A 5,426-nucleotide genomic window follows, 5' to 3' on the forward strand; every position below is an offset into this window, starting at 1 on the left:
TACTACTATTCGGCTACCTCTCTCTGCGTCTCTTTACGCTGAGGCTTGCTGGGCCTTATCTTTTCTCTTCTTTCTTGTTTCCTGTGCCTTTCGCCCCCCCCCCCCCACGGGCACACGTGCCTACCGGTCGTGCGGCGGCGGGGCGGTGGAGTCCCGTACGACCAGTTCGGCCAGCAGCTCCGTCGGTTCGGGAGTGCGGCCGTCGAGCACCGCGATGAGGGCCCGCATGCCCGCCTCGCCGACCGCCGTCGCGGGCAGCCGAACCGTCGTCAACTCCGGCTCGACCGCCGTCGCCAGCGACAGATCGTCGAAGCCGGTCACCGACACGTCGTCCGGGACCCGCAGCCCGACCCGCCGGGCGGCCTTGCACGCGCCCGCCGCCAGCAGGTCGTCGTCGCACACCAGCGCCGTCGGCCGCGGCCCCGGCCCGCTCAGCGCCCGCTCCGCGGCGAGCCGCCCCTCCGCCACGCCGAGCGCCGCCGGCTCGGTCCGTACCGAGGCGCCCGGGACCCGGCGCAGGGCCGAGGCGAGCGCCTCGGCCCGTATGGAGAACGTCCACGAGTCGATGCCGGCCGCGATGTGCGCGAACCGGCGGTGGCCGAGCGCGAGCAGATGCTCCGCCATCCGCCGCATGCCGTCGGCGATGTCGAGGTTGACGGTGGCCGCGGAGCCGGAGCGCAGCGGATCGCTGTCGAGCATCACCAGCGGCAGCCCGCCGCCCCGGATGGCGGCCAGCGCGTCCGCCGCCATCGAGGAGGCGATCACCCCGTCGACGGCGGACCGCGCCGAGTCGAAGGGGTCACGGGCCGGGCCGATGCCGTCGGGTGAGGGGTAGAGCAGGACGCCGACGCCGTGCTCGCGCGCGACCCGGGCGGCGCCGGTGTGGACCCGGGCGAAGAACTCGTTGGTGAGCGCGGGGACGACGAGCAGCACGGTCCTGGTCCGGCCCAGCCGGAGGTTGCGCGCCGCGAGGTTGGGGCGGTAGCCCAGTTCCCGGGCCGAGGCCCGTACGGAGTCGGCCGTGCGCTCGGAGACGCGTCCGCGCCACTTGTCGCCCAGCACCAGCGAGACGGTGGCCTGCGAGACGCCGGCCGCGCGCGCCACGTCGCGGCTGGTCATACGGCCGCCGGCCGCCCGGGAGGCCGCGGCCGCGGCCTCCGCCGCTCCGTCGCCGTACCCGTGCGGTGCGCCGCCCTCGCCCATCACCGATCCCGCTCCTCTGCTCCCCGTCCGGTCCGTCCGCGACCCTATCGGGGTGGACCGGCGGTCGACGGTCATGATAGGTGTAGCCCCGCACATTATACGTAACACCTCGGGAGCGGCCCGGGGCGCGAAGGGGCGGGCGATGGCAGCGGGCTACGGTGAACTGCTACGGACGCGGCACGCGGCACGGCTGCTGTGCGGCACCCTCATAGGGCGGCTCCCCAACGCCACCGCCACGCTCGCGATCGTGCTCTTCGTACGCGCGGAAGGCGGCGGCTACGGCCTCGCGGGGGCGCTGACCGCCGTCTACGGCGTGGGCAACGCCATCGGCCAGCCGCTGCTCGGCCGGGCCGTGGACCTCTACGGGCAGCTCAAGGTGATGCTGCCCGCCGCGGTGCTCTCCGCGCTCTCCGCGGCCGTCTTCGCGGCGTGCGGCCTGAGCCCGCTGCCCTTGGCGTTCGCCGCCATGCTCCTCGCCGGGTTCTTCACGCCGCCGCTCGAAGGCGGACTGCGCGCGCTGTGGCCGAGCGTCCTCAAGCGGGACGACCGCATCCACGCCGCGTACGCGCTCGACGCGGTCGCGCAGGAAGTGATGTTCGCGGTCGGCCCGTTGCTCGTGACGCTTGTGGTGGCCGTCTGGTCGCCGGCGGCGGCGCTGCTCGTCATCAACGCGCTCGGCATCGCGGGCGCGCTGTCCGTGGTCGTCTCCCCGCCGTCCCGGCGCTGGCGCAGCGCGCCCCGCGAGGCGCACTGGCTCGGCGCCCTGCGCTCGCCCGGACTCCTCGTCCTGCTCGGCGCGTTCTTCTTCGTCGGCCTCGCGCTGGGGTCGATAGCGGTGGCGGCGGTCTCGTACGCGGAGGGCCACGGCGGCGGCCTCGTCTCCAGCTATCTGCTGTCCGGGCTGGGCGTCGGCGCGCTGATCGGCGGCGTGGTCTACGGGGCCCGCCAGTGGCCCGGCGCCCCCGAGCGGCGGCTGCGGCTGCTGGTGGCCGCGCTCGCCGTCGGCTATCTGCCGCTCGTCCTCGTGCCCGGGGTCGCCGCGATGACCGCGCTGACGGTGCTGGCCGGGGTCTTCCTGGCGCCCGCGCTGGCCTGCGCGTTCGTCGTCGTGGACCGGCACGCGCCGCGCGGCACCGTCACCGAGGCGTTCTCCTGGCTGGTCACCAGTTTCGGGGTGGGCGCGGCCATCGGCGGCGCGGTCGTGGGGCCCGCCGTCGAGCACGGCGGGGCCGGCGCGGGCTTCTCCGTCGCGGGGTTCGGGGGATGCGCGGCGCTGGCCGTACTCCTCGCGGCCCGGCGCTTCCTCGCGGTCGCCGACGCCGTTCCGGTAGTTGAACGGGCGGCGGAAAATGATCGAAACGCAGCCGTCGAACCCGGTTTCAGAGCAGGCCATCAGGCGTAATGTTCAGTCATGGACCGCCGCATTTTCGGGCTGGAGAACGAGTACGGCGTCACGTGCACTTTCAGGGGACAGCGCCGACTGTCCCCTGATGAAGTGGCGCGCTACCTCTTCCGCCGAGTTGTTTCCTGGGGCCGCAGTAGCAACGTCTTTCTGCGCAACGGCGCCCGTCTCTACCTCGATGTGGGCTCGCACCCGGAATACGCGACTCCCGAGTGCGACAACGTGACCGAGCTCGTCACCCACGACAAGGCGGGTGAGCGCATTCTCGAAGGGCTGCTCGTCGACGCCGAACGCCGCCTGCACGAGGAGGGGATCGCGGGCGACGTCTACCTCTTCAAGAACAACACCGACTCGGCGGGCAACTCCTACGGCTGCCACGAGAACTATCTGGTCGCCCGGCACGGGGAGTTCTCCCGGCTCGCGGACATCCTCATCCCGTTCCTCGTCACCCGGCAGCTGCTGTGCGGCGCGGGCAAGGTGCTCCAGACGCCGCGCGGCGCGGTCTACTGCGTCAGCCAGCGCGCCGAGCACATCTGGGAGGGCGTCAGCTCGGCGACCACCCGCTCGCGCCCCATCATCAACACCCGTGACGAACCGCACGCCGACGCCGAGCGCTACCGCAGGCTGCACGTCATCGTCGGCGACTCCAACATGTCCGAGACGACCATGCTCCTCAAGGTCGGCGCCACCGACCTCGTGCTGCGCATGATCGAGGCGGGCACGGTCATGCGCGACCTCACCCTGGAGAACCCGATCCGGGCCATCCGCGAGGTCAGCCACGACATCACGGGACAGCGCAAGGTCCGCCTCGCCAGCGGGCGCGAGGCGTCCGCGCTGGACGTCCAGCGCGAGTACTACGAGAAGGCCGTCGACTTCTGCGAGCGCCGCGGAATCCGTACGGGTACGGTCGAGCGCGTTTTGGAGCTGTGGGGCCGCACCCTCGACGCCATCCAGGAAGAGGATCTGGACCGGATCTCCACCGAGATCGACTGGGTCATGAAGTACCAGCTGATCGAGCGCTACCGAGCCAAGAACAACATCACCATGTCCCACCCGCGCGTGGCCCAGATAGACCTCGCCTACCACGACATCCACCGCCGCCGCGGCCTCTACTACCTGCTGGAGCGGCGCGGCCAAGCGGCACGGGTGTGCGACGACTTGAAGATCTTCGAGGGCAAGTCCGTGCCCCCGCAGACCACTCGCGCGCGGCTGCGCGGCGACTTCATCCGCCGCGCGCAGGAGCAGCGCCGGGACTTCACCGTCGACTGGGTGCATCTCAAGCTCAACGACCAGGCGCAGCGCACCGTGCTGTGCAAGGACCCGTTCCGGTCGGTGGACGACCGGGTGGAGAAGCTCATCGCCGGGATGTGAACCGGACCTGTGTACGGGCTGTACGAAGGCTGTGCGCCGGTGTCCACGGACACCGGCGCACAGCCGTGTCCGGCAGGGTTGATAGGCAGAGCGCAAGCCGTAGAGTGGCGGGCGTTGTCCCGACACCCCCTCTAGCCCGAGTTGGACTGATGAACCACACGAAGAAAACGCGCCGCTTCGCCGTGGCGCTGGCCGTCCCCGCCCTGCTGCTCACCGCCTCGGCGTGTGGCTCGGACGACGGCGGCTCGTCGGACGCCAAGGCCGTGGCCAAGGTGTCGGGGAAGTTCGGGGAGAAGCCCGAGATCTCCGCCCCCAAGGACGCCAAGGCATCCGACAAGCTCGTCGTGAAGACCGTGAGCAAGGGCGACGGCGCGAAGGTCGAGAAGGACGGCTTCGTACGGTTCGACTTCGCCGGCCAGACGATGAAGGACAACAAGAACCTGGGCAGCAGCTGGCAGACCCAGCAGCCGCAGCAGGACCCCAAGGCCGCGCGCCCCCAGATCGTCCTGCCGATGAACGAGCAGGGCACGCAGCAGGCCGAGCAGATGAAGCCGGCGCCGCTGCCCCCGAAGGTCTTCAACGCGCTCATCGGCCAGAAGGCCGGCAGCCGCATCGAGGTCGAGGGCACGGCGCAGGCGCTCCTCGGCGAGGGGATCAACAAGGACGTCCTCAAGCCTGAGGACGGTCTGGTCTGGGTCTTCGACATCGCGGGCACGCAGAAGGTGGACCCGAAGAGCGAGGCCAAGGGCGACCAGGCCAAGCCGGACGAGGGGATGCCGGAGGTCAAGGCCGAGCCGCAGAAGGCCGCGACCTTCACCATGCCCAAGGGCGAGAAGGCGCCCTCGGAGCTCAAGCAGCAGGTGCTGATCAAGGGCAAGGGCGCCGAGGTCAAGGCCGGTGACGGGCTCATCGGCCAGTACACCGGCGTCACGTGGGACGGCGGCAAGAAGTTCGACTCGTCCTGGGACCACGGCGGTGCGACGGCCTTCCAGATCGGTTCGGGCTCGGTCGTGCCCGGCTGGGACAAGGGCCTGGTCGGCAAGCACGTGGGCGACCGGGTCGAACTGGTCCTGCCGGCGAAGCTCGCCTACGCTGACAAGCCGCCGCAGGGCAGCAGCATCCCCAAGGACGCCTCGCTCGTCTTCGTCGTCGACATCGTCGGCAAGGCCTGAGCCGGGGAGTCCCTGTCAAGGGTCTGAGCAGCGCATTCGCGCCATGATCTGCCAGAATTGACCGGCCGACCGAATGCGTCTTCCGTAGGAGAAATTTCGTGAACATCGACAAGCCCGAGATCGACTTCCCGGACGGGCCCGCCCCCACCGAGCTGGAGATCGTGGACCTGTGGGAGGGGGGGGGGGGGGGGGGAGAGGGCGGGGAGAAAGGCTCCTTGTGCCCCATCGCCACCTCCCTCTCCCCCTACCCCGTACCACACGCGAAACAGAAACACCAC

General features: G+C 70.8%; 4 protein-coding genes and 1 pseudogene. 4 read left to right on the forward strand and 1 reads right to left on the reverse strand.

Features of this window, described 5'->3' with window-relative positions; genetic code table 11:
* Nucleotides 1-120: 120 nt before the first annotated feature.
* Nucleotides 121-1,104, reverse strand: a complete 984-nt coding sequence (locus tag AC07AB_RS23650) for a LacI family DNA-binding transcriptional regulator (protein ID WP_478570070.1) — start codon at nt 1,102-1,104, stop codon at nt 121-123.
* Between the two features lie 241 nt (nt 1,105-1,345).
* On the opposite strand from AC07AB_RS23650, the gene AC07AB_RS23655 reads away from it, so the two are divergent.
* The 4 genes and pseudogenes from AC07AB_RS23655 to AC07AB_RS23670 form a co-directional block, all read left to right on the forward strand.
* Nucleotides 1,346-2,605: an MFS transporter gene (locus tag AC07AB_RS23655; RefSeq protein ID WP_478570040.1), complete on the forward strand. Its 1,260-nt coding sequence runs from the start codon at nt 1,346-1,348 to the stop codon at nt 2,603-2,605.
* A 9-nt stretch (nt 2,606-2,614) separates the two neighbouring features.
* Complete coding sequence (gene pafA / locus AC07AB_RS23660) at nt 2,615-3,976, forward strand: Pup--protein ligase (protein WP_363129559.1); 1,362 nt, start codon at nt 2,615-2,617, stop codon at nt 3,974-3,976.
* A gap of 149 nt (nt 3,977-4,125) precedes the next feature.
* Nucleotides 4,126-5,148 carry an FKBP-type peptidyl-prolyl cis-trans isomerase gene (locus AC07AB_RS23665; RefSeq protein WP_478570042.1) on the forward strand — a complete coding sequence of 341 codons (1,023 nt, stop codon included), beginning with the start codon at nt 4,126-4,128 and terminating at the stop codon, nt 5,146-5,148.
* Nucleotides 5,149-5,246: 98 nt separating this feature from the next.
* Nucleotides 5,247-5,426: pseudogene (locus AC07AB_RS23670) on the forward strand (hypothetical protein); the annotation flags it as partial.

The sequence above is a fragment of the Streptomyces sp. NPDC044033 genome, from assembly GCF_056434425.1.

What these genes read in the sequence shown, in the direction of transcription:
- AC07AB_RS23655 (WP_478570040.1), top strand. Translation starts at nt 1,346, where the DNA reads ATGGCAGCGGGCTACGGTGAACTGCTACGGACGCGGCACGCGGCACGG.
- pafA (WP_363129559.1), top strand. Translation starts at nt 2,615, where the DNA reads ATGGACCGCCGCATTTTCGGGCTGGAGAACGAGTACGGCGTCACGTGC.
- AC07AB_RS23665 (WP_478570042.1), top strand. Translation starts at nt 4,126, where the DNA reads ATGAACCACACGAAGAAAACGCGCCGCTTCGCCGTGGCGCTGGCCGTC.